General features: G+C 32.1%; 21 protein-coding genes. 18 read left to right on the top strand and 3 right to left on the bottom strand.

The features are described 5' to 3' along the window. Positions 1–165 precede the first annotated feature (165 nt). From KA894_RS07265 to KA894_RS07250, 4 genes are all read left to right on the top strand, one after another. Positions 166–1,749 carry a BCCT family transporter gene (locus KA894_RS07265; protein WP_096808710.1) on the top strand — a complete coding sequence of 528 codons (1,584 nt, stop codon included), beginning with the start codon at positions 166–168 and terminating at the stop codon, positions 1,747–1,749. Positions 1,750–1,871: 122 nt separating this feature from the next. Beyond that, positions 1,872–2,408 (top strand): alkaline shock response membrane anchor protein AmaP, encoded by a 537-nt coding sequence (gene amaP / locus KA894_RS07260; RefSeq protein WP_096808711.1) that lies wholly within the window; start codon positions 1,872–1,874, stop codon positions 2,406–2,408. Positions 2,409–2,420: 12 nt separating this feature from the next. Continuing rightward, the gene (locus tag KA894_RS07255) at positions 2,421–2,660 is read left to right on the top strand and encodes a DUF2273 domain-containing protein (protein WP_096808712.1); all 240 of its coding nucleotides are present in this window, start codon (positions 2,421–2,423) and stop codon (positions 2,658–2,660) included. 58 nt (positions 2,661–2,718) lie between these two features. Next, positions 2,719–3,225 (top strand): Asp23/Gls24 family envelope stress response protein, encoded by a 507-nt coding sequence (locus tag KA894_RS07250; protein ID WP_096808713.1) that lies wholly within the window; start codon positions 2,719–2,721, stop codon positions 3,223–3,225. Positions 3,226–3,320: 95 nt separating this feature from the next. On the opposite strand, the gene KA894_RS07245 is transcribed toward KA894_RS07250, so the two are convergent. Then, positions 3,321–5,252: an IucA/IucC family protein gene (locus KA894_RS07245; RefSeq protein WP_369967535.1), complete on the bottom strand. Its 1,932-nt coding sequence runs from the start codon at positions 5,250–5,252 to the stop codon at positions 3,321–3,323. A gap of 118 nt (positions 5,253–5,370) precedes the next feature. Here KA894_RS07245 and KA894_RS07240 point away from each other — a divergent pair, with 118 nt between their 5' ends. The 7 genes from KA894_RS07240 to KA894_RS07210 all read left to right on the top strand — a co-directional run bounded on the left by KA894_RS07240 (position 5,371) and on the right by KA894_RS07210 (position 14,063). Beyond that, entirely contained in the window at positions 5,371–6,546 is a 1,176-nt protein-coding gene (locus tag KA894_RS07240) for an MFS transporter (RefSeq protein ID WP_119487674.1), read from the top strand. Further along, positions 6,543–8,300 (top strand): IucA/IucC family protein, encoded by a 1,758-nt coding sequence (locus tag KA894_RS07235; protein ID WP_115342010.1) that lies wholly within the window; start codon positions 6,543–6,545, stop codon positions 8,298–8,300. The genes KA894_RS07240 and KA894_RS07235 overlap by 4 nt, the downstream gene beginning before the upstream one ends. Before the next feature lie 2 nt (positions 8,301–8,302). Beyond that, the gene (locus KA894_RS07230) at positions 8,303–9,364 is read left to right on the top strand and encodes an alanine racemase (protein ID WP_103372764.1); all 1,062 of its coding nucleotides are present in this window, start codon (positions 8,303–8,305) and stop codon (positions 9,362–9,364) included. Between the two features lie 94 nt (positions 9,365–9,458). Next, positions 9,459–10,469: an ABC transporter substrate-binding protein gene (locus KA894_RS07225; RefSeq protein ID WP_210133862.1), complete on the top strand. Its 1,011-nt coding sequence runs from the start codon at positions 9,459–9,461 to the stop codon at positions 10,467–10,469. A gap of 12 nt (positions 10,470–10,481) precedes the next feature. Then, positions 10,482–11,516 (top strand): FecCD family ABC transporter permease, encoded by a 1,035-nt coding sequence (locus KA894_RS07220; protein WP_096808719.1) that lies wholly within the window; start codon positions 10,482–10,484, stop codon positions 11,514–11,516. After that, the gene (locus tag KA894_RS07215; RefSeq protein WP_210133860.1) at positions 11,513–12,475 is read left to right on the top strand and encodes a FecCD family ABC transporter permease; all 963 of its coding nucleotides are present in this window, start codon (positions 11,513–11,515) and stop codon (positions 12,473–12,475) included. Before KA894_RS07220 ends, KA894_RS07215 begins: the two co-directional genes overlap by 4 nt. Positions 12,476–12,689: 214 nt before the next feature. Further along, positions 12,690–14,063, top strand: coding sequence for a YjiH family protein (locus tag KA894_RS07210; protein WP_103372762.1), 1,374 nt, complete (start codon positions 12,690–12,692; stop codon positions 14,061–14,063). 122 nt (positions 14,064–14,185) lie between these two features. Here the strand turns inward: KA894_RS07210 and KA894_RS07205 are convergent, their stop codons facing one another. Both KA894_RS07205 and KA894_RS07200 read right to left on the bottom strand, forming a co-directional pair. Further along, positions 14,186–14,500: a heme oxygenase gene (locus tag KA894_RS07205; RefSeq protein ID WP_096808722.1), complete on the bottom strand. Its 315-nt coding sequence runs from the start codon at positions 14,498–14,500 to the stop codon at positions 14,186–14,188. A 297-nt stretch (positions 14,501–14,797) separates the two neighbouring features. Next, a complete protein-coding gene (locus KA894_RS07200) occupies positions 14,798–15,058 on the bottom strand; it encodes a SunI/YnzG family protein (RefSeq protein ID WP_103372761.1) in 261 nt (86 codons plus the stop codon). A 177-nt stretch (positions 15,059–15,235) separates the two neighbouring features. Between KA894_RS07200 and KA894_RS07195 the strand changes: the two genes are divergently transcribed. The 7 genes from KA894_RS07195 (at position 15,236) to KA894_RS07165 (ending at position 22,780) form a co-directional block, all read left to right on the top strand. Beyond that, the gene (locus tag KA894_RS07195; protein WP_096808724.1) at positions 15,236–15,736 is read left to right on the top strand and encodes a metal-dependent hydrolase; all 501 of its coding nucleotides are present in this window, start codon (positions 15,236–15,238) and stop codon (positions 15,734–15,736) included. A 115-nt stretch (positions 15,737–15,851) separates the two neighbouring features. Beyond that, a complete protein-coding gene (locus KA894_RS07190) occupies positions 15,852–17,039 on the top strand; it encodes a UTP--glucose-1-phosphate uridylyltransferase (RefSeq protein ID WP_096808725.1) in 1,188 nt (395 codons plus the stop codon). A gap of 19 nt (positions 17,040–17,058) precedes the next feature. Continuing rightward, positions 17,059–17,742 (top strand): PAQR family membrane homeostasis protein TrhA, encoded by a 684-nt coding sequence (trhA, locus tag KA894_RS07185; protein WP_096808726.1) that lies wholly within the window; start codon positions 17,059–17,061, stop codon positions 17,740–17,742. 294 nt (positions 17,743–18,036) lie between these two features. Then, positions 18,037–19,380 (top strand): multidrug efflux MFS transporter SdrM, encoded by a 1,344-nt coding sequence (gene sdrM, locus KA894_RS07180; protein ID WP_103372760.1) that lies wholly within the window; start codon positions 18,037–18,039, stop codon positions 19,378–19,380. Between the two features lie 185 nt (positions 19,381–19,565). Continuing rightward, a complete protein-coding gene (locus tag KA894_RS07175; RefSeq protein ID WP_096808728.1) occupies positions 19,566–20,021 on the top strand; it encodes a SepA family multidrug efflux transporter in 456 nt (151 codons plus the stop codon). A 68-nt stretch (positions 20,022–20,089) separates the two neighbouring features. Further along, entirely contained in the window at positions 20,090–21,538 is a 1,449-nt protein-coding gene (locus KA894_RS07170; protein ID WP_096808729.1) for an MDR family MFS transporter, read from the top strand. A gap of 177 nt (positions 21,539–21,715) precedes the next feature. Next, positions 21,716–22,780, top strand: coding sequence for an Mrp/NBP35 family ATP-binding protein (locus KA894_RS07165; protein ID WP_096808730.1), 1,065 nt, complete (start codon positions 21,716–21,718; stop codon positions 22,778–22,780). The last annotated feature ends 424 nt before the right edge of the window (positions 22,781–23,204 follow it).

The raw sequence follows: 23,204 nt of genomic DNA, 5'->3' as shown, positions 1-23,204 counted from the left end.
GCACTAATAATTGTAAAAACACAATTATAGGATAAAATAAAAAATAACCTAGCATATTATACTTTAAACATTACGTTAAATGTATATAAATATGTAATTTACGAATAATAAAACATTGTGAGGGTATAAGTGTCACATAAAGCAAAGGGAGAGTGTCATTTTAATATGCGTTTTAAAAAATTAACAGTTGTTTTTTGGGTAGCATTAACTATTTGCACGCTATTTGTTATATATGGTGCAGTTGCACCTAAACAATTAGAAACAATCACCCAAAATATCACTAATTTTATCGCAGTTCATTTCGGATGGTACTATTTATTATTAGTACTTGCCATATTAGTAGTTTCAATCTATTTACTGTTTTCTAGATATTCAACAATAACTTTAGGTGAAGAGGGTGAAGACCCAGAATTTTCATTAAAGTCATGGTTTGCTATGTTATTTAGTGCAGGTATGGGGATAGGCTTGGTGTTTTGGACAACAGCGGAACCGATAAGCCATGCCTTCACATTAACGCCAATACATAAAGCTGGTTCTCAAACCGCAATTAATGAAGCGATGCAATTCTCATTTTTCCATTGGGGTGTACATGCTTGGGCTGTTTATGGCATCGTCGGCCTTATATTTGCGTACTTTAACTTTCATAAAGGATATCCGGGATTGGTTAGTGCCACACTAAGACCAATACTAGGAGATAAAATGATGAAGGGACCCATTGGCGGGGCAATTGATGTACTCGCTATTATTGCTACGGTGACAGGAGTTGCTGCCACACTTGGTTTTGGTGCGCTACAAATTAACGAAGGCCTAAACTTTCTGTTTGATTTGCCTTCTAATTTTATGACACAAGCTACAATTATCGTTATCGCCACTATATTATTTACATGGTCAGCTTGGTCAGGTATTGATAAAGGGATTAAGAGTTTAAGTAATATCAATATGTTCTTAGCTTTCATCGTGTTAATCATTTTATTCTGTGTTGGGCCAACGTTAAATATATTAAATACATTTACCAATTCACTTGGTGATTATATTGCGAATTTCTTTAATATGAGTTTACGTATCCCACAATCAGGAGGAGAAAAGTTTCAATGGTTACAACAATGGACGATCTTCTATTGGGCATGGTGGGTTTCTTGGGCGCCGTTTGTAGGTATATTTATCGCTCGAGTCTCTCGTGGTAGAACAATTAAAGAATTTATCTTAGGCGTGTTATTCGTACCCGCGCTTGTTTGTTTCTTATTCTTTGCAGTATTCGGCGCTTCTGCTATTTATTTACAACAAAGCGGCATTGCAAATATTGCTAAAGAAGCAACCGAAACAGCAACGTTTGCAACACTTGAACATTTCCCATTAGGATTTTTACTTAGCATCATTACACTTGTTGTTATTATAATCTTTTTTGTCACTTCGGCAGACTCAGCCACTTATGTGTTAGGTATGCTGAGTTCTAAAGGAAGCATTAACCCTTCAGGCATTGTTAAAGTGAGCTGGGGTGTTATTTTAGCATTATTTGCTATGATTATGATTTATACTGGTGGTACGCAATCCATTCAAAATTTATTAATTATTGCAGCCTTGCCATTTTCTATTGTTATCATATTTATGATTTGGTCTTTATTTAAATCATTATCTATAGAGAAGCCAAGACCTAGTAACAAATTGTTTATTTCAGATGATAAGTATTTACAATATCGCAAGGCGCATCAAGACGATCAAACCAATACACAGACAGAGAATAGCAACTAACGAAAAATTATTTTACCAAATAGATTATAAATTCAATATAAAATGTTTCTATGTTTTTTAATAGGGGTATTAAGTATGTATGACATGTACATATAATTTAACTATAGGAGGTGTCATACGAGGTGAAACGAATTAAAAATTTTATACTTGGCCTATTAATCGTAGTCATCGTTGGGTTCTTGCTATTTATGTATATTAAAGATTCTAGAATTAGCGAGTATCAAAACTATTTCAATCAATTTAATTGGTTTGAACCAACACTTATTGGCTTAGCAGCATTGCTCATTATCATAGGTCTCATACTTGTATTTAGCTTGTTTAAACCTACGTATAGAAAACCTGGACTTTATAAAGATTACGAAGATGGACATATTTACGTATCCAGAAAAGCAGTAGAAAAATCTGCTTACGATACGCTTGTAAATTATGATCAAATTCGACAACCTAATGTTATAGCTAAACTATATAACAAGAAAAAGAAATCGCATATTGCTTTAAAAGCAGATTTCTTTGTTCCTGGTGATGTTCAGGTTGGTTCATTAACAGAAGAAATTAGAAATGATATTAAGCAAAACGTTGAGCATTTCACAGAATTACCAGTTTCAAAATTAGAGGTTAATGTTAGAGATCAAAAAACCTCAGGCAAACGTGTGTTGTAAGGGAGGGTTATCATGGCTAACAATAATAACCAACAAAGACAAGATTCTACACAAGAAGTTGTTGATTTTTTTAAAACATTTAAATGGAGAATAATCGGATTTTTAGCATTCTTGATTATCGCAATATTATTTTTAACATTAGGTTTCTGGAGCACAATATTAATTATTATTTTATGTTTGATTGGAATTGGTATCGGGTATACTAAAGACCGTAAACAAGATTTTCTGAATTTCTTAAATCGATGGAGTTAATTCTTATTGATTCAATATTTAGCAATTAAAAATCTTATAAAACAAAGGAGAATTAATTATGGCAGTAGATAATAACAAAGCTAAACAAGCATATGATAACCAAACAGGAGTAAATGAAAAAGAACAAGAGCAACAACAAAAACAACAGGAGCAACAGCAAGAACCACAATTCAATAATAAATTAACTTTCTCTGACGAAGTAATTGAAAAAATTGCTGGTATTGCTGCACGTGAAGTGAATGGCATTTTAGAAATGAAAGGCGGATTCGTTGATAACATTTCTAGTTCATTTGGTAGCACGAGCAACGTGACACAAGGCGTTAGTGTTGAAGTTGGAGAAAAACAAGCAGCAGTAGACTTAAAAGTTATTTTAGAATACGGTGAATCAGCACCAAAAATCTTCCGCAAAGTTACTGACTTAGTTAAAGAACAAGTCAAATATATCACTGGTCTTGAAGTGGTTGAAGTAAATATGCGTGTTGAAGATGTGATGACTAGAAAAGAATGGACACAAAAAAATGAAAAAAGCCAAAATTCAAATAACGAAGACAAAGGATTACAATAATTCTTAATATCAATATAAATTATAAAACTACTGATAAGCAGATGCTTATCAGTAGTTTTATTTTGCTATTTGAAATAAAATGTTCAGGCGCTTTATTAATTGTAATGTAACGGGTTGTCAACCTGTATATAAGTATAGTAATCTGCTTCATCCACTAAACGCATCGTTGTTACACATTTATAATCTATTTTTGGCGCAAATAAGATTGATTTGATTTGATTTATTCTTTGTTGATCATCGATTGTACGCGCAATATCGTCTAGTTTTTTAGTTAATAAGTCACGTACGATTGACCAAATTTGGTTTTCTAATTGTTTATGATTACTTGATTGTGCAATACTAGCAATTAATTCACCAAGATGGTTTTGGATACTTGAGTAAAAGACTTTATTAAATACCGTTTGTGATTGATTGGTTAAAATTAACGATTTTTCATGAAAATCTGCTGTACTGTACCCCATTTTATTTAAATGCGATGTATCAATTCGTAAACCTTCAAAATCACGTATATAAAGCATATCTAATAGGCCGTCGTCTCCAAATGTAGCAATAGCATTCTGTAGATGGGCTTCAAGTGCAATACCATATTTAACGTAAAGCGGTATTACTAAATCTATTAACGCTTGACTATAGTGCTTAATCCAAACTAAAGCAGCTGACTCAAAGCTATGAATTTTCTTCGCCACTTGATATTTAGTGATTAATGATACAATGGGTGGTTCGTCATTATAGATTGTCGATGCTACTAACACAGAAGGAACCATAGGTATTGTATTTTCTTTGATTAAGTTATATATGTTTGTTCTAAATAAGGTCCCTAGTTGTTCACTTCTAATGGTTTGGTCTGCTTTATCTGAAACGTTATAAAAGTGGATTCCTGCTAGTTCGTCAATCGTATCAGCCTGAATATGGTTGAATAATGTATCATTTTGTATAATATCATTGAGTATGCACGTAACTTGCGGACCATTTATGGTTGTTTGCTCAGATAGTGTTCTAATTTCTCCAGTAATGTGAACGTTGGTTGATAATTTAATATGTGGCAAGGTTTCAGGAAATTTTGGCATCAACGTTCTAAAAGATAATCCTGCAAAATACGATTGTTGATATTCAATAGGGATGATTTCTTGTTGTTCTAGTTCTTTTGAATACGCTTTTAAGAGAATATGATCATATTGCCAAGGGTGTACAACCATAACGGCATATTGATTGATATATTCTGCACCAACCTGTTTTATAACTTCAGTTTTTAACCCATTAAATAAATTATAAATTAAATTATTATAATCTCCCGAACATGTCTGAAATTTAGCTATAGATTTATGTATTAATATAAATTGTAAAGGAATAGACTGACCAAATTCTGCTGAATAGTTGATAACTGTTTCAGGTGTCATGCCTTTGCGCAATTTTGCACCGGGATGGAGCGGGTGGCCTTCAATAACAAACTGTTCAGAGGCTAAATAACTATCTTTTGCTTTGGTGATTAAATCATTTAAGGATTGATTATTCTGCTCTAATAAATATTTTTGGTAGCTTAATGCAATCGCCATATTTGCCACGCTATTATTTAAATCTTCATAGAATTGAGCACTAGCTGCATTATCTAATTCTGGGGCTACCGATAAAATACAGTTTAAAACGTCATTTGGATGTAAAACTCTTTCGACATGGTCGTCTTCTTCTAAATAAAACGGTCCAGTGACGGCTAGACGATCAAAAGCGTGCGTACCTGTTATAGGTGCATACAAGGTTTTGTTAATTTTAGGGAAAGCAATAGATAATAATTTATTTTCTTCAGATAGTTGAGGCGCGCCTACATCTTTGTTATCAATAATTTTGCTGTGTTGGTGACTCTGTACTAAATTTTCTCGATATAAAGATGAGATCAATCTTTGCGATATTTTATCTCTACTTTCTAATAACACCTCTTGAAATAAATTTGCCCATGTTTGATTTATAGACGATAAATAATCAAAAGCATATTGTTCATCATTAGTCATTTTATTTATTAAATTATAATTAATACTTTTTGAATTCATAAAGCACCTCTAAAAAAATTATTTTACAAAAGTATAAGATATTTGTATAATCCATAATATCGATAATGATAATTATTATCAATTAAAAAGTCGGGTGAAATGTATGGCAAGATATTTTTTTCCAAGTTCTTTCTTTTTGTTTCTAGGAAATTGGATTGGACATATCACTTTAAATTGGTATGTATATACGTTATATCATAACGCAATTTACCTTGGACTCATTAATTTTTTCCGACTTGTACCTATTTTGCTCATTAGTGTATGGGCGGGCGCGTTAGCAGATAGATGCAATAGAGGAAAATTATTGAAAATAACCATCTCTACTTCTTTATTACTTACCACTTTACTGTGTTTTTTAATCTTTTTAAATGGGGAGTTACCAATAATAGTATTTTTATTATATTCACTTGGAAAAGGTGTGATGGGCGCTATAGAAACACCAGTGCGCCAATCTGTTCTGCCAGATTTAACAGAGCGTTTAACTACGACTCAAGCAGTCTCATATCATTCATTTATAATCAATATATGTCGATCTATTGGTCCAGCCATAGCGGGATTTGTAATAGCAGGTTATAATGCACAAATAAGTTTTAATATCCAAGCTATAGCCTACTTTATTTCGTTGATGATGTGTTTGCCTTTGAAATTTAAGCCATCGCATTTGGTTAAAGAGAAAGAAACAATGAATACTAAATTTGTCTTCAACTATTTTAGTAACAACAAAATCGGGGCTAGAATATTTTTAACTTCTTTATTTATCATGGCTACAGGTTTTACATATACATCATTGTTACCAGTTTTAACAGATAAAACATTTCCTGAACAAGTAACCATGTTTGGGTCTGCAATGACCTGTGCTGCAATTGGTGGTATTATTGCAACAATGATTTTGCCTAAAGTACTAGAAAGTATATCAATGGTAAAAATGTATTATTTTAGTTCAATATTATTTGGTATTTCACTATTAGTAAGTATTAGCCCAAATATGATTATATTTTTTATTTCAGTATTCTTAATCGGGCTTTTTAGCCAATGGGCACGTACGACTAACAGAATATATTTTCAGCATCGTGTTAAATCAGAGCATAGAGGGAAGATACTTAGTGTTGTAATGATGGATAGAGGGATGATTCCATTAGGAGCGATGATAATGAGTTTCTTAACAGAATATATCGGTATCATCGAGACTTTTATCATCATGGGGCTAAGTACTGTCATTATCACATTGGTATTTGGCATGATGAATAGACAAAGAAAAAATGGAGGCAATGTTGTATGATGCATCATATTTGGAAATTGGCAGATGAGAATATTCAACACCGCATAATGAACGCGGTTCTTAAAGAAAACATTTTTCCAGAAAAAATGTTTTTTAAGGAATTTGATAATTACGTAGAATTACAATATAAAGGGCAAGCGTTAAATGTATCTTATTTAAGAAAAAGTGCGATGATGCGTTATGTCTTCAACGGTGAAATTCACTATATAAAAGGTGACAATATTGTTTCCATTAAAACATTAGAACAATTGCTTGAGGTATTAAATAATCAATTTAATACCCCAATTAGCCAACGGCTAACTGAAGAATTACAGTCCAGTCGTGCAGGACTTGCATTGAGCTATGAACATTTTAACCATAGAGAGTCAATGATTCAGGCTAGTTTAAAGTTTTCAAGATTGCCAGTAACCATTAATTTCTTTACATGGTTACAGCATATGAAAGAAGATAATGGTATTAATGATTTAAGTTATTCTGAAAGTCTCGTCATAGAAGGACATCCAACGCATCCACTAACCAAAACGAAATTACCATTAACGAATGAAGAAATTAAATTATATGCACCTGAATTTGAAAAGACGATTGCATTAAAAGTGATGCTTATTCATAAGCAAGATAGTGTAGCGACTTCGATGGAAGAAGATGATCAATATATATTAAACCACGTGATACCTGAATATAGATATAAATTGAAAGCATTTTTAGAACCGCATCATTTAGAATTAAACGATTATCGCGCTATACTCGTGCATCCATGGCAATATGAAAACGTGATTCCACAACAATTTGTATACTGGTTAGAGGAACATCGTCTTTTAACTACACCATTTGAAGTTGAAGCGAAAGCAACATTATCGTTCAGAACAATGGCGTTAATGAATAAGCCATTCCATATTAAGTTACCAGTCGATATTCAAGCCACAAGTGCAATAAGAACTGTTTCCCCTGTTACAACGGTGGATGGGCCAAAGTTAAGTTATGAGTTACAAGAAATGTTAAATGTTTACCCACAGTTAAAAGTAGCAATGGAACCTTATGGTATACATGCCCAAACTAATGAAGATATAGCACGTCAATTAGCTTGTATCGTGCGTTATGAACCACAAACCACAACAAATGGACTTACTTTAGTAACTGGCAGTTTAGTAAATAAAAATCCTGTAGATAACCAGGTCATCGTTGATAGTTATTTAGAATGGCTAGGGGTAGGTGTAACAAACAAAGCAATTAAACAATTTATAAGTCACTATGCTGAAACACTTATCCAACCATTAATTGGCTATATACAAGATTATGGAATTGCTTTAGAAGCACATATGCAAAATACTATTGTTAGTTTAGGACCAGATTTTCAAATGAAATTTATGGTGAGAGATCTAGGGGGTTCTAGAATTGATTTAAAGACTCTAACAAGACAATTACCCAATGTTAAGATTACAAATAAAAGTTTAGCTGCTGAGAATATTGAAGCGGTTATTGCTAAGTTTCAACACGCTGTGATTCAAAATCAAATTTCAGAATTAATACATCATTTTTCACAATATAATAACGTCAATGCAGATGAATTATTTGCGATTGTAAGTGAAGTAATAGAACAGTCAATCGATACTAAAAAGGCGCATGCGCAAGTGTTAAGACAAACATTGTTTGGACCCAAAATTAATGTGAAGGCATTGCTACGTATGCGTATGGAAGGCAAAGTAAAAAAATATTTAACAGTTGATTTAGATAATCCTATAAGTAATGAGGTGTAATGATGGCGCAATTAAAAGTAAACCTTTCTAAAATTAAATATAATGCTTACATTTTAAATACGCTTTTAAAACAGCATCACATTCATTTTACACCTGTTCTCAAATGTGTAGCTGGAGATAGAAAAATAGTAGAAACATTAAAAAGCGTTGGACTTACACATTTTGCTGATGCAAGAATAAATAATATTTTAAAAAGTAAAGATGATGATATCACTTATATGATGATTAGAACTGCTAACCACCAAGAATTAGAAGATATTGTGCAATGCGTTGATACGAGTATTCAAACAGAATTGGATACCATCCGACAAATTAATGAAATAGCAAGCAAGCAAAAAGTAAAACACAAGATATTATTAATGGTTGATTGGAAAGATTCTAGAGAAGGGGTGCTCACTTATGATGTGCTCGCTTATATTAGAGAAATCATTAATATGCATCACATACATCTTGAAGGGTTAGCTTTTAACTTTATGTGTTTTAATGAAATAGCACCAACGGAAGAAGATGTTGAGATGATTAACCAGTTTGTAAATTCGGTAGAAAAAGCCTCTCATTTGAAATTCAAAACAATATCAGGTGGCAATTCTAGTATGCTATTACAAATGCTCTATAATGATTTAGGTAAAATGAATGATTTAAGAATTGGTGAAACTTTATTTAGGGGTGTGGAAACGACGACAAACCAGCATTTAGATACCCTATATCAAAACGCTATTATTTTAGATACAGAAATTGTTGAAATCAAACCACGTATTAATATTAATAATGGTCAACAATACCTTCAAGCAATTCTGGATATTGGAAATTTAGATACCAATGTAGACGACATTAAACCTTTATATCATAATGTCGATGTACTTGGAGCTACGAGTGATCATTTAATGATAGACCTACTGAATAATGATCATTATCAGATTGGCGATAAAATACAATTTAGTTTAGGATATAAAGCTTTAGCACAAAGTATGTTTATGTCGCATTTAAATAGATTTTATTTAAATGATCTAGCGATTGAAGCAATGTGCTGTGAAAAAAATGTAAAAAAAATGAATAAGATTTAGTTTTTATCAAATGTTATTAAAAAACTTATTGACATTGATAATCGTTATCAATAAAATTAGAGGTGTAATGATACATATCTAAGGAGTGAAAACGATGAAGCACAAAGCTAAATGGATGGGTCTATTATTTTTAACATTAACAGCTCTCTTATTAGTAGCATGTGGTAAAGTGGGGGGTAATGACTCAGATGAATCCAACAAAGAAAGTAAAAGCAAAGACAGCGTTGCTATTAAACATGAGGGAGGCACAACCCATATTGATAAAAAACCCCAACGTGTAGTGTCACTTGAATTTTCATTTGTTGATGCATTGGCAGCATTGGATATTAAACCAGTGGGTGTAGCAGACGATGGTAAAAAAGATAGAATATTAAAACCCATCCGCGATAAAATCGGTGACTATAAATCAGTAGGCGCACGTAAGCAACCAAACTTAGAAGAAATTAGTAATCAAAAACCAGATCTTATTATTGCCGATAGTAATCGTCACAAAGGTATACAACAGGATTTAGAAAAAATAGCACCAACCATCATGTTACCGAGTTTCGATAGTGACTATAAAGATAATATAGAAGCTTTTAAAACAATCTCTAAAGCTGTAGGTAAAGAAGATAAAGGTAAAGATAGATTAAAAGAACATAATGAATTAATGGATAAGTATAAGAAAGAGATTACTATGGACAAATCTCAACCCGTATTAGCTACAGTTATTGCAAAATCAGGTTTATTAGCACATCCAGAGAATACTTATGTAGGTGACTTATTAAAAGAACTTGGTTTTAATAATGCGCTTAATAAAACTGAAACAGATAATCTATCTAAATATTTAAAAGGCCCTTATGTACAATTGAATTCAGAAGTGCTTTCAGATATTAATCCTGGGCGTATGTTTATCATGGTTGATAAGGGCAAAAATGACCCTAACTTGAAAAAACAAGAAGAAGAGCCGGTTTGGCAAAGCCTAGATGCTGTTAAAAATGATAATGTCTCTGTTGTAGATAGAAGCACTTGGGCACGTGCGCGTGGTATTATTTCTTCTGAAGAGATTGCTAAACAATTAGTAGATATCTCAAAAAATGAACAAAATGATAAACAACAAAAGTAAGGTGAATGGTAAATGACTAAGTTAGATAGCATTAACCAAACCAGAACTGAAGATAAGAAAAATAAAAAACGCACTGCACTCACGTTTATTGTGAGTGTGTGTGCGCTTTTTGTCATTATCTATTTTAACTTAAGTATTGGCTCGTCTCGTATCGCTTTAGATGATTTTAAAGATTATTTTTTAACACATTCTGATTCAAAACAGACATTTTTAATACATAATGTACGAATGCCTAGAATGCTAGCTGGATTGTTAATCGGAGGAGCGCTCGGACTAGCTGGTTTACTAATGCAAGCAATGACTAGAAACCCATTAGCATCACCCCAAATTTTTGGTGTTAATTCAGGGGCTTCTTTTGTTATTGTTTTCATCACAATGATTATGCCAGCATTGTCTACGTACGCTACAATATTAGCGTTTATTGGCGCTTTCATTGGAGGGCTAACTGTGTATGCTTTATCTGGGTCTACGAGAGGTATGACGCCAGTCAAATTAGCACTTGCCGGCATGGCAATTCACCTATTCTTTTCAAGCTTGACGCAAGGGATTATCTTATTAAATGAAGATGCTACCTCGACCGTTATGTTTTGGTTAGTAGGTTCATTATCATCTGTTACTTGGACACAAGTATTAGGTATTACGCCTTGGTTGATCATTGCGTTTATCTGCACAGTATTGATATCCAAACAGCTGACAATTATGGAATTAGGTGAAGATTTGGCTACTTCATTAGGGCAAAACGTCAAATTGATGCGGGTGATGATTGGTATCTTAGTGATTGTATTGGCAGGTACTTCCGTTTCCATAGCGGGGCCAATTGGATTTGTAGGACTAATTGTGCCTCATATAGTTAAATATTATATTAAAACAGATTATAGATTTATGGTTCCATTAACAATGATAATTGGTGCAAACTTATTATTATTATCCGATGTTTTAAGCAGATTAATCGCCTTTCCTTTTGAGTCACCCGTTGGCATCGTAACATCGTTTATCGGTGCGTTTTATTTCTTAGCAATCACGATTAAAGGAGTGAAAAGACTATGAAGGGAGGAGTAACATTTCGCTATATACTTGTTTTAATATTGCTAATACTTTCGGCAATTGCATCACTTTCAATTGGTGCGGTATTAATTAACCCAATTGAAGCGGTGAATAGCCTTTTTATGCAAGATAATTTTATAATTAATGAATATAGAGCACCTAGAATGTTTCTAGCGTTTATTGTAGGGAGTAGTCTTGCAATTTCTGGCGCATTAATACAAGGTGTGGTAAGGAATGCGCTCGCATCACTAGATGTAATTGGAATTACAAAAGGCGCCAGTTTATTTGCTGTCGTGATTATCATGCTATTTCCTTCAGCTCCTTTATTTATATTGCCTTTTGGATCATTTATAGGTGCATTGATGATTAGCTTGATTTTAACTTTATTGATTTCCAAATTTAATGTAAAAGGGTCTAAATTAGCATTAATTGGTTTAGCTATCGGTGCAATATGTACTGCAATTGTCCAATATTTACTAATTCGAAATCCGCTTGATGCAAATACAGCATTGGTATGGCTTACTGGTAGTTTATATGGTCATAATATGTCGCACGTTTGGGTGATATTGCCGTGGTTTATAATTGCACTACCAATTATATTTTACTATTGCCATCAACTAGATATCCTAACATTAGGGGATGATGTGGCAATAGCATTAGGCGCAAAAGTAAAGAAAGTAAAAGCTATCCTTTTGTTTTTAGCAGTTATATTGGCTGGCGCATCGATATCAGTTGTTGGTGGGTTGAGTTTTTTAGGACTCATTGCACCTCATATAGCGCGGCAGTTAGTAGGGCATAAACACAAACATATTACGGTTATGTCTGGCTTACTAGGTGCCTTAATATTAATGATAAGTGATAGTCTTGCTCGAGGTATTCATCCGCCAATTGATATCCCAGTTGGCGTCATCGTAGCGATAGTAGGCGTACCTTATTTCCTATTTTTATTAAGAAGATTATAAAAGAAGCATATAAAAGATTGATTTAGTAAGCGCTTTCATATAAAGTGGAATTGATTCTATTGAAATTAGGGTCAATTCTTTTTTTCTATAAAAAAGTAGAGACACCAAAAAGACATAAAAATATGATTTACATATTTATACATAATAGGTTATAATTATTGCTGTTGCTTTTTAAAGTGTTTATAAAAATATATGCACCTAAGGGGTGAACGAAATGAATGAATATAATAAAGCACAAATTATCAGAGGAAGATTAAAATTCATTTTGATGTCTGTTTTAGGTATTATACTTTTTTTAATTCCTATAACGGTTACTGAAGATGGAGAAAAGCAAACGACTTTACCTGTGGCGTTTTTAGCAGGATTATTAAAAGACTTATTGGGTAATGCGATGCCATTAGTTATTGTATTGATTATTACAATATCCGGTATACTATCCTTAATATGCTCAACAGCCTTAAAAAATAAATTAAATCCAGAAGGATTAATGAACAATGCATTTAATGTAAAGATTGTATGGCTTCTTTTAAGAATATTAGCTGTAATCTTTGTGTGGATGACATATTTAAAAATAGGGCCAAAAGCAATTTACTCTGCTGATACAGGAGGCCTTGTGTTTGAAAGTTTATTACCAACACTCGTGACTGTATTTTTCTTTGCAGCACTATTTTTACCATTGTTAATGGAATATGGTTTACTAGAATTATTGGGGCCTATTTTCAGACCAATAATGAGACCATTATTTACGTTGCCTGGCCGCTCTACAGTAGACAATTTAGCATCATTTATTGGTGACGGCACAGTAGGCGTATTAATCACAAGTAGACAATACGAAGAAGGATTTTATTCTAGACGGGAAGCAACTGTTATAGCGACGACATTTAGTGTTGTATCATTAACATTTGCAATTGTAGTAGCTGAGACTGTACACATGCAAAACCATTTCTTTTATTTTTACTTGTCAGTAATTATTTCATGTATTGTTTGTGCATTGATTTTACCAAGAATTTGGCCGCTTAGATCGATTAAAGACGAATATTCAAAAGAAGTATCCGAAGAAATGAGAACAGAAAAATTACCTGATAACAAAACTGCATTAAGCCACGGATTTGATATGGCTACAGAAACTGGTATTAAAGCACCAGGATTTAAAGCATTTTTTAAATCAGGTTTTAAAACAGTGATGGATATGTGGTTTGTCATTTTACCAGTTGTCATGAGTGTAGGTACGTTAGCGACAATTATTGCAACGTATACACCAATTTTTGCTATTATTGGCAAACCTTTTGTACCATATTTAGAATTATTGCAAGTTCCTGAAGCTACACAAGCTTCTGAAACAGTTTTAATTGGCTTTGCTGATATGTTCTTACCTTCCATTTTAATTGAAGGTGTGGGAAATGATATTACGTTATTTGTCATCGGTGCTTTAAGTATTACGCAGCTGATTTATTTATCAGAAGTAGGCGGCGTCATTTTAGGTTCAAAAATACCAGTAAGTATTTTTAAACTTTTTGTTATATTCTTGATTAGAACAATTATTGCTTTACCAATTATTACTTTAATGGCACATCTGTACTTTAATTAATAATAAAAAACACACATTTTTACTATTTGGAGTTATTGTGGCAACGGTCAACATTTAAACAGAGTTTGTTTAAATAACTCCCTATATTAGTAAATGTGTGTTTGTTTATATTGAGATTTTAATTAATTAAGTTCGGATAATACGTTTGCCTTAACAATTTTATTACCTAAAATGGGTGATGTTTCATTATCAGATTTATTTTGATTATTATGTGCCTCTTTGAAAGCATCACTTTTTAGCCATCCTTTAAAAGCTTCTTCAGATTGCCACCAAGTATTAACGTACATTTGATCGTAATCTTCCTCATCATCTATTAACCATACTTCAATGCGATGGAAGCCCTCTAAATCTTGGATTTTACCACCCTGTGTAAACCTAGGAGCCAACTTTTCAGCGAATCCTTTTTTGACATCTATTCTATTTGTTACAACATACATGGTATTCACACACCTTTCAAATTATAAATTTAGTATATACCATTGATAGATGTTATTAAAATATATTGAATAGACTTATACAAACAAGAAAAAACCTGAGACTTAAAGTGAGGTCTCAGGTTTTTTCTTGTTGGCAACTTACTGACTGAATTTCAAAATATGGCAATAGCAAAGCATTTTGAAATATAGTCAAGTATGTCTAATCAGATAAGAAAATTTAATGATTTTCAATAGACTGATATTTAACGTCTATTTAATTAGTTGTTTGTATGCGCAACGATAGGTTTAAAATAATAATTATTTTGTGATTTCGTCATATACTTTTTGGTCATTTTGTGTATAAATAATGTATTCATGGTCATCAGTATCGATGATAACACGATTCGTTTTTCCAAATGTAGACCCAATGCGTGAAACTTTATCTCTATCTAGCTTAGGTACCGCATGGATATTTTGATCTTGTGAAACATTCTTAATTTCATTAGTTGGAATCTTGATGTCAGCAACTCTCCATTGAATTCTTACTTCATTATTATCTTTTTTTACTGTCATTGCCATATTACGAACACATCCTTTAAATAATTTGTAAGTTTAGCATACAATAAAATGCAATCGTTTTCAAGAGATTATGTGATACTTTTTTGTATTATGTCATACTATTTAATTTTTGCGAAAGTATGTTCGCGTTCGTAGTGATATTGTGGTAAAATTTATCCGAGAAAAGGAGAAATGAAAATGACTGGTAAAACCCACGCTTCATGCGGTTTATTAGTAGGTGCAATGACAATAGAATACTTTCAAACTGATTTATTTACATCTATTACAATTATAACACTTGCAGTTATTTCAAGTTTATTACCTGATATTTGTCACACACAAAGTAAAATAGGTAGGAGGTTTAAAATATTGAGTTTATTGGTACGAACGCTGTTCGGCCACAGGACGTTTACACATTCGTTATTATTTATTTCTTTAATTATTATCCTATTATATTTTATTCAAACACCAGATTATTATTTAGTTTCAATTATCTTTGGTTTGCTTTCCCATGTTATACTAGATATGTTAACGCCTAGAGGTGTAAAATTATTATACCCTATACCATTGACAATTAAATTCCCCTTAGTTTTTAGAACCGGAGGATTAGTAGATTTGTCGTTGGCAGGTGCGCTTACTACAGGCGCTATTTACGTATTATTCCAATCATTTTTTAATAACCTATTTTTGAATTTATAGCAGTTATGGTTGTGATTATAATTATAATAATATAAAGTACACATAGTGAATTTATATATTCTTATTAGATATAAGATATTATTTTTATCTATTATGAATATAAAGGAGAGAGGACATGCTAGATAAGAAAGAATTAGAGAAGTTTAATCAAGAACATCTAATTGAATTTGAAAAATTAATGAGCAACAATGAAAAAGAACAATTAGAAAATCAAATCGATGCACTAGATTTATCTTACATTCAAGATTTGTATAACGATTTATATGTAAATAAACAAATCATTGATGATGTGTCTTCAGTAAACGAAGTTAAATATGATGTAAAAGAAGCTTTTTCTGAAAAGGATATTACTCAATATGAAAAAGTTGGGTTAGAAGCAATCCAAAATGGAAGATTTGCAGTTGTACTTATGGCTGGTGGTCAAGGCACACGCTTAGGTTATAAAGGTCCTAAAGGTGCATTCGAAATCGAAGGTGTAAGTTTATTTGAACTGCAAGCACGCCAATTATTAGATTTGCAAGCTAAAACGGGCGTTTATATTGATTGGTATATTATGACTAGCAAAATAAACGACAAGCAAACACAAATATTTTTTGAGGAAAAGAATTACTTTGGTTACGATAAAGCACATGTACATTTCTTTATCCAAGATAATATTGTGGCGTTATCAGAAGAGGGTAAATTAGTTCTAGATGTAGATAGCAATATTTTAGAAACGCCTAACGGTAACGGTGGCGTATTTAAATCTCTTAAAAAAGCTGGTTACCTTGAAGATATGACTGAAAATGGAGTTGAATACGTCTTTTTAAACAATATTGATAATGTGTTAGTCAAAGTTCTAGATTTGTTCTTTGCAGGTTACGCGTTCCAAAATAGCATGGACGTTACTACAAAATCAATTCAACCTAAAGAAGGTGAGAGCGTAGGTAGATTAGTTACAACGAATCATAAAGACACTGTGCTTGAATACTCTGAACTAGACCCAGAAACTGCTAATCAATTAAACAATGCCAATATAGGTATACATATGTTTAAATTGCAATTCATCAATAATGTAGTAGATAATGCTTTGCCATATCATTTAGCAGTTAAACAACTTAAACAATTAGATGACGATTTTGGTGTTATTGAAAAACCTACGTTAAAATTTGAATTGTTTTATTTCGATATTTTCCAATATGCTCATAGTTTTATGACATTGCAAGTACCGAGAGAAGAGGAATTTTCACCTTTGAAAAACAAAGAAGGAAAAGATAGTGTAGAAACTGCTGCAGCTGATTTAAAACGTTTAAATAGGATCTAAGAAAAAGGTGGTTACACTAATGACTAAAACATTAGAAGCGAATAATAATAAAGTAACTAAAACATTTAAAAATATAATACCTCTAACGTTTGGGGAAGAAATTGGTAACGCAGTATCACATGGTGTTGCTGCTTTTGTTACTTTATGCATATTGCCATATGCAGCCGTACAAAGTTTCTTTACACACGGTGTGTTGGGTTCATTGAGTGTATCAATATATGTAATAAGTATTTTTCTAATGTTTTTATCCTCAACGGTATACCATACAATGCCTAATTATTCTTCCCATAAATTTATACTTAGGATTATTGATCATAGTATGATTTACATCGCTATTGCTGGGACGTACACACCTATATGTTTAGTGTTAGTGGGTGGTTGGATTGGATGGACCGCAATGATTGTGTTATGGGGGATTACACTTTGGGGTATTCTCTATAAATCTATAGCTAAAAAAGTGAATCATAAACTCAGTTTGACGATGTATCTTGTAATGGGTTGGATTGGGGTAATATTCTTACCAACGATTATTTTTGATACAACTTTAACTTTTATGTTATTTATTTTATTGGGTGGTATAGCTTATACTGCAGGTGCTTGGTTTTATGCACAAAAAGAACGCCCATATTTTCATATGATTTGGCATTTATTTATTTTAATAGCTTCTGTTTTTCATTTTATAGCTATTTTATATTTTATGTAAAACGTTTATAAAGTGATTGTTTTTCAGAACTAAAAATGAATAAAGCGTGTTATATACTTGAGTTAGCATAATTGAAGCGTGGTTAAAGACTTAGTTTTTAATTTATTAAAAATATAGTCAACTTTTGAGGGCGAGAAGGAAATCAAATTTTTAATTTGATTCTACTTCTCGCTTTAATTTTAATTATTTTTATAGGGCAATAGGCGTAATTTGAATACAACCTATTGAACTAAACGAAGAAGCGTGGTTTAGTGGACATGTTAAAAATAAATATCATATGTTAGGAGGTTTGTTATGAATATAAAAACGCTAGGCATCGTAATTGCATTGATATTAATTATGTTTATGTCTGCAATTGAAACGTCAATCGTTTCATTGGCATTACCGACAATAAGAGATGATTTAAATGTGACAGCATCTATATCCCTCATTTTTGCTGTTTATTTCATAGCCATTGTGATAGCCAATCCTATTGTAGGGGAGTTATTAGATCGTACTAAGATTATATACATAACATTATTAGGATTGGTTCTTTTTACAATAGGAAGTCTTTTTTCAGGCATGAGTAGTACGTTTGCTATTTTAATCGCATCACGTTTCGTCCAAGGTCTAGGTGCAGGTATTATGATGGCGCTAAGTCAAATTGTGCCTAAGCTTGCATTTAAAATTCCATTACGCTACAAAATCATGGGAATTGTAGGTAGCGTGTGGGGTATATCAAGTATTATTGGCCCCGTTTTAGGCGGTGGCATTTTAGAATTTGCTACGTGGCACTGGTTATTCTTTGTTAATATCCCTATAGCTATTGTGGCAATGATATTAGTAATACTTACATTTCATTTTGAACACGAAACTACAACGGCTTCACATAAATTGGACATTAAAGGGCTTATGTTGTTTTATATATTTGTCTTCTTTTTAATGTTTGCCGTGATGAACGAATCTTATTGGTATTTAAATGTACTTTCCTTTGTTATAGCAATTATGATGGGCATTGTTTTAATTAAAAATGAAAAAGGTGTAAGCACGCCGTTTTTCCCTGTAAGAGAATTTAATAAAACAATTATTCTAGTTTTTATAACAGATTTTTTATATGCCATTATGTTAATGGGTTATAATTTATATATGCCGATTTATCTCCAAGAAGAATTAGGTCTTTCTCCATTGCAAAGTGGGTTTGTTATCTTTCCAATTTCATTTGCATGGCTAGTATTGAATTTCACTTTAGATAAAATTGAAGCAAAAATGTCCAGAAAAGGATTATATATTTTTGCTTTCACGCTATTAATGGTATGTGGTATTTTAATAATAGCTGGTACAAAAACGCCTGTTTTTATGGCTTTCAGTTTATTGCTAGCTGGTGTGAGTTTCGGTACAGTTTATACTAAAGACAGTGTGATTACACAAGAAGAAACCTCTCCGCAAAATATGAAACGCATGATGTCACTGTATACATTAACAAAAAGTTTGGGGAACTCAATAGGGTCTACCATTATGGGTACAGTCTATGGCGCGTCTATTACGTTTATCAATTTACCAATACACAACGTCATATTATTGAGTATCGTTATTCTAATTATATTATTTGTATTATGGAACACGCTTTACAAACAACAAGGTAATACACTTAAATCTTAGAATAGAAAAACATCAATCATATAAATTATTAAGCAAGTATTGAAGTTTAGTGAAATTTAATACTTGCTTATTTGCATTTGGTTGTATGTTGTTATAATGGTAGAATAAGAAATAGTTTTATAAAGTTGAGAAACATTACACATAGAGATGGGAAGCAGATTAGATGAAAGGGAGGACAGTAAGCAATGAAATATATAAAGTATTTATTTACAACGCTTATTGTACTTTCGGTTTTTATCATTTCAGGGGCTATATTTTTAGCATTTTTAGGATTTGGGTTATATGGGTTAAGTCGAATCCTTATTTTTTTTCATCTAGCATATTTTGGTTATAATAAAAGTTTTTACGATAACTTAATTTATTATGGTAGTTACATTGTACTAGGATATTTTACTTTGTTTATTATAGAAAATTTAATGGATTATTTTAGAAAAAAATTACCAGATAACGCATATTTTCAAGGCTTCACGTACCATTTAATTACGTTTACAGTTACAACATTACTTTTCTATTTTATTGTGCATATCCATTATACTTATATAAATATTGATTTTTGGGTGATTGTTGTAATTATGGGTATGTTATTTATATGTAAAGAAGTATTTTATCCAGATAGTAAAAATCTCAATCAAAATAAATAATTGGTTACCTCTAATGATTTGAATTAAAAGTGAATAATCGAGCATATGAATGAAAAAGTGGTGATTTAATGACAGTAGAAAATTTATCTAAATCAAGTAGAAATATGATTGTTGCAGTAATGATTATTAGTGCTTTTATTGCTATATTAAATCAGACTTTGTTAAATACAGCATTACCTCAAATAATGAAAGGTTTAAATATTAATGAAAGCAAATCTCAATGGTTAGTTACTGGATTTATGTTAGTGAATGGTGTAATGATACCGCTTACCGCTTACTTAATGGATAGAATTAAGACGAGACCATTATATTTGATGGCTATGGGTATATTTCTCTTAGGTTCTATCATTGCAGCCATAGCTCCAACTTTTGGCATTTTAATGTTAGCACGTGTTATTCAAGCAATTGGCGCGGGTATTATTATGCCTTTGATGCAGTTTACGTTGTTTATGTTATTTCCAAAGAGTGAACGCGGTTTTGCTATGGGATTAGCTGGATTGGTTATACAATTTGCACCAGCAATAGGCCCAACGCTTTCAGGTTTAGTTATTGATGTGACAAGCTGGAGGATGCCATTCATTATTGTCGTAGGTGTATCATTAATTGGTTTTATCTTTGGAGCCATTTTTATAAAGAGTTACAACACAACAAAAGATACTAAATTGGACAAGCGCTCAGTAGTGTATTCAACACTTGGATTTGGAATGATGCTTTATGCATTTAGTAGTGCAGGCAATTTAGGCTTTGGTAATCCGATTGTTATCATATCATTAGTTGTTAGTTTACTAATTATTTGGGTTTTCATTAAAAGACAATTTAACATTAGTAATCCTCTGTTAAAGTTAATTGTATTCAAAAACAGAGTGTTTACATTAACTACGATTACATCAATGATTGTAATGATGTCTATGGTAGGTCCGGCATTACTAATACCACTGTATGTTCAAAATGCATTAGGCTTGTCGGCTTTTCTTTCAGGATTAGTTATAATGCCAGGAGCTATTATCAATGGCGTTATGTCGATATTTACAGGTAAATTTTATGATAAATACGGAGCCAGACCATTAATTATTACTGGGTTTAGTTTATTAACTATATTTTCAATCATGTTGTGCTTCTTAAAAGCAGATACTTCATATATGTATCTCATTATTGTATACGCGTTAAGAATGTTCTCTGTTTCATTATTAATGATGCCATTAAACACCGCAGGTATTAATGCACTACATAAAAATGAAATTTCACATGGTACAGCAATTAGTAACTTTGGACGTGTGACGGCAGGTTCTCTTGGGACAGCCTTAATGGTTACTGTTATGTCAATTGGATCCAAAGCCTATACTCAGACAACGAGCGCCGAAGAAAATAATGATTTATTACAACGTCAAGCTATAGCAACAGGCGTAGATTTATCATTTTTAGTAATAAGTATATTTGTAGTCATCGGTTTTATATTAGCCTTATTTATCAAAGAACACAGAGATGTTAACAACGCTAATACTCGGAAAGTATCATAAGAAAAAAGAAGTTAGTTTCAATTTTTAAGAATTAGTACACATTGAGCTAACTTCTTTTGTATTACAAAGATTATATTTATACTAAATATAAACTTATTTTAAAGTGCTTAAAGCAAATTTAAGTTATGTTTGTTAGAATATAAGTAAATATATTTATAAGATAGAGGGGGACGCTTTGTGTTAACGATAGAGCAAGTTAAAGAACTTGTTGGAGAACTTAAAGATCCAATAATCAATGTACCTTTAAAGGAAACAGATGGAATAGTAGAGGTAACAACAAAAGATGAGATTGATCATGTAAGTGTTAAGGTGGCGATGGCTCAATTAGGGGGACAGCCTCAATTAGATTTACAAATGGCTATTGTGGAAGTGCTTAAAGAAAACGGGGCAAATACAGTTGGAATTAGATTTGAAGAATTACCATCTGAAGTTGTTGAACAATATAGAGGGAAAAGTGATGATCAACCTCAAACAATAGAAGGTTTATTATCAAAAGATAATCCAGTGGAATTTATTGCTATTGCTTCAGGTAAGGGTGGCGTCGGTAAATCTACTATAGCAGTTAATTTAGCTGTTTCATTAGCAAGAGAGGGTAAAAAAGTCGGTTTAGTTGATGCTGATATTTATGGTTTCAGTGTTCCTGATATGATGGGGATTGATAAAAAACCAGAAGTAGACGGCAAAGAAATTATCCCGGTTGAACGCCATGGCGTTAAAGTAATTTCTATGGCATTCTTCGTAGAGGAAAACGCTCCTGTCATTTGGAGAGGCCCAATGTTAGGAAAAATGTTAACAAACTTCTTTGTTGAAGTTCGTTGGGGAGATTTAGATTATCTTCTTTTAGATTTACCACCTGGTACTGGTGATGTTGCATTAGACGTACATACAATGTTGCCTTCAAGTAAAGAAATAATAGTTACAACGCCTCATCCAACTGCAGCGTTTGTTGCAGCAAGAGCAGGTGCAATGGCAAAACACACAGAACACTCTATTTTAGGTGTTATTGAAAATATGTCTTATTTTGAAAGTAAAGAAACTGGGAACAAAGAATACGTGTTTGGTAAAGGCGGCGGTGAAAAGTTAGCAGATGAATTGCAAACAGATCTTTTAGGTCAGTTACCATTAGAGCAACCGTCGTGGAACCCAAAAGACTTCTCACCATCTATTTATCAAGTTGATGATAAACTTGGAAAAATATACCAATCAATGGCGCAGCAAATCATCGATAAAACTGAAAAATAAGCGCTTGATTTAAGTGGGTAGAATTTATTTTAATTCTACCCACTTTTTCTCTTGCATTTTTTATAAATGGTGGTAGAATAGTTTCTTGTGACCGATAAAAGAGTGATTCAAGCACTCATAATATTTATCACAAAAAATGATATTAAGTATTGACTTTAGTTAAAGAAGTTGATAATATAAAAAAGTCGTCAAAACGACAATAACATTATTTAAAATAATTTTAAAAAGTGTAAAAAATATACTTGATAAAAAGAAAATAATAATTTAATATTATTAAAGTAATGTTAAGTAATTATTTAAAAAAATAAATTCTTTGTTGACAAGACGTAAACAAAGATGGTAAGCTATTAAGGCAACTATTTATAAATGAACATTGAAAACTGACTTGCAATATGTCAACGTTAATTCCGAATTCAACATTAAA

Origin of the sequence: Staphylococcus sp. GDY8P131P (assembly GCF_017891975.1) — a bacterium.
In the GTDB taxonomy this organism is placed as follows: Bacteria; Bacillota; Bacilli; order Staphylococcales; family Staphylococcaceae; genus Staphylococcus; species Staphylococcus nepalensis.
The sequence above is the reverse complement of the archived record's forward strand: the minus strand, read 5'-3'. Positions and strand labels throughout refer to the sequence as shown.

Excerpts from the sequence above, each read along its gene's own strand:
- sdrM (WP_103372760.1), top strand. The coding sequence starts at position 18,037 with ATGAATATAAAAACGCTAGGCATCGTAATTGCATTGATATTAATTATG.
- KA894_RS07190 (WP_096808725.1), top strand. The coding sequence starts at position 15,852 with ATGCTAGATAAGAAAGAATTAGAGAAGTTTAATCAAGAACATCTAATT.
- KA894_RS07235 (WP_115342010.1), top strand. The coding sequence starts at position 6,543 with ATGATGCATCATATTTGGAAATTGGCAGATGAGAATATTCAACACCGC.
- KA894_RS07240 (WP_119487674.1), top strand. The coding sequence starts at position 5,371 with ATGGCAAGATATTTTTTTCCAAGTTCTTTCTTTTTGTTTCTAGGAAAT.
- KA894_RS07210 (WP_103372762.1), top strand. The coding sequence starts at position 12,690 with ATGAATGAATATAATAAAGCACAAATTATCAGAGGAAGATTAAAATTC.
- trhA (WP_096808726.1), top strand. The coding sequence starts at position 17,059 with ATGACTAAAACATTAGAAGCGAATAATAATAAAGTAACTAAAACATTT.
- KA894_RS07250 (WP_096808713.1), top strand. The coding sequence starts at position 2,719 with ATGGCAGTAGATAATAACAAAGCTAAACAAGCATATGATAACCAAACA.
- KA894_RS07175 (WP_096808728.1), top strand. The coding sequence starts at position 19,566 with ATGAAATATATAAAGTATTTATTTACAACGCTTATTGTACTTTCGGTT.
- KA894_RS07170 (WP_096808729.1), top strand. The coding sequence starts at position 20,090 with ATGACAGTAGAAAATTTATCTAAATCAAGTAGAAATATGATTGTTGCA.
- KA894_RS07215 (WP_210133860.1), top strand. The coding sequence starts at position 11,513 with ATGAAGGGAGGAGTAACATTTCGCTATATACTTGTTTTAATATTGCTA.
- KA894_RS07205 (WP_096808722.1), bottom strand. The coding sequence starts at position 14,500 with ATGTATGTTGTAACAAATAGAATAGATGTCAAAAAAGGATTCGCTGAA.
- KA894_RS07225 (WP_210133862.1), top strand. The coding sequence starts at position 9,459 with ATGAAGCACAAAGCTAAATGGATGGGTCTATTATTTTTAACATTAACA.
- KA894_RS07255 (WP_096808712.1), top strand. The coding sequence starts at position 2,421 with ATGGCTAACAATAATAACCAACAAAGACAAGATTCTACACAAGAAGTT.
- KA894_RS07195 (WP_096808724.1), top strand. The coding sequence starts at position 15,236 with ATGACTGGTAAAACCCACGCTTCATGCGGTTTATTAGTAGGTGCAATG.
- KA894_RS07265 (WP_096808710.1), top strand. The coding sequence starts at position 166 with ATGCGTTTTAAAAAATTAACAGTTGTTTTTTGGGTAGCATTAACTATT.
- KA894_RS07220 (WP_096808719.1), top strand. The coding sequence starts at position 10,482 with ATGACTAAGTTAGATAGCATTAACCAAACCAGAACTGAAGATAAGAAA.
- KA894_RS07230 (WP_103372764.1), top strand. The coding sequence starts at position 8,303 with ATGGCGCAATTAAAAGTAAACCTTTCTAAAATTAAATATAATGCTTAC.
- KA894_RS07200 (WP_103372761.1), bottom strand. The coding sequence starts at position 15,058 with ATGGCAATGACAGTAAAAAAAGATAATAATGAAGTAAGAATTCAATGG.